At 57.2% G+C, this 535-nt stretch carries 1 protein-coding gene; it reads right to left on the bottom strand.

Going from position 1 to position 535, the window contains the following annotated elements; translation table 11 throughout:
* Positions 1–23: 23 nt before the first annotated feature.
* Positions 24–356 (bottom strand): Arm DNA-binding domain-containing protein, encoded by a 333-nt coding sequence (locus AB0T83_RS20320; RefSeq protein WP_366195011.1) that lies wholly within the window; start codon positions 354–356, stop codon positions 24–26.
* Between the last annotated feature and the right edge of the window lie 179 nt (positions 357–535).

Below are 535 nucleotides of genomic sequence, written 5' to 3' on the forward strand. Positions count from 1 at the left end.
GCCGATTTGCCTTCGAGGCGTTTCTATTCAAGCAGGTTTTCCGCAATCTTGACGAAGGTCTCGCCCTGTTGCGCCTGTTTGGTCACCTGTTCCTGCTTGCGCACAAAGGAAGGGTCCTCGCCCTGGCTGAGCAGCCTGCGGGCTTCGTCTCGCTTGTCCCATGCCTGCTTGAGGGGCAGATCGGGGTATTTCCCGAGGGACAGAAGCTTTTCCTTCCCCATCCAGCGGTCCTTGAAGCGCCACAGCTTCGAGCCGCCCGGATTGATCAGAAGGAAGAGACCGTCGAAATCAGATTGCTTGTACGGCTTGTCCCTGGGTTTCAGCGCGCGGATCTTGGTATCGCTCAGCATCGCCATCTGGGGGTACCCTCATGTCACGGTTTCCGCAGTACCCCGAATCGTACCCCCAGTCAGGACGCATGTTCTGGAACCGCCTTGGCTCTTCTCGAACAAGAGATCCGAGAATATCTACGGAATTCAGTCTATTAGGATACAGTGCTGGCCGCAATCGGAAGGGTATATGGTGCCCGGGGGCG

The organism is Meridianimarinicoccus marinus (assembly GCF_040689105.1).
GTDB lineage: Bacteria > Pseudomonadota > Alphaproteobacteria > Rhodobacterales > Rhodobacteraceae > Meridianimarinicoccus > Meridianimarinicoccus marinus.

Bases quoted from the DNA above. Each gene is read 5' to 3' on its own strand.
- AB0T83_RS20320 (WP_366195011.1), bottom strand. From the start codon at position 356: ATGGCGATGCTGAGCGATACCAAGATCCGCGCGCTGAAACCCAGGGAC.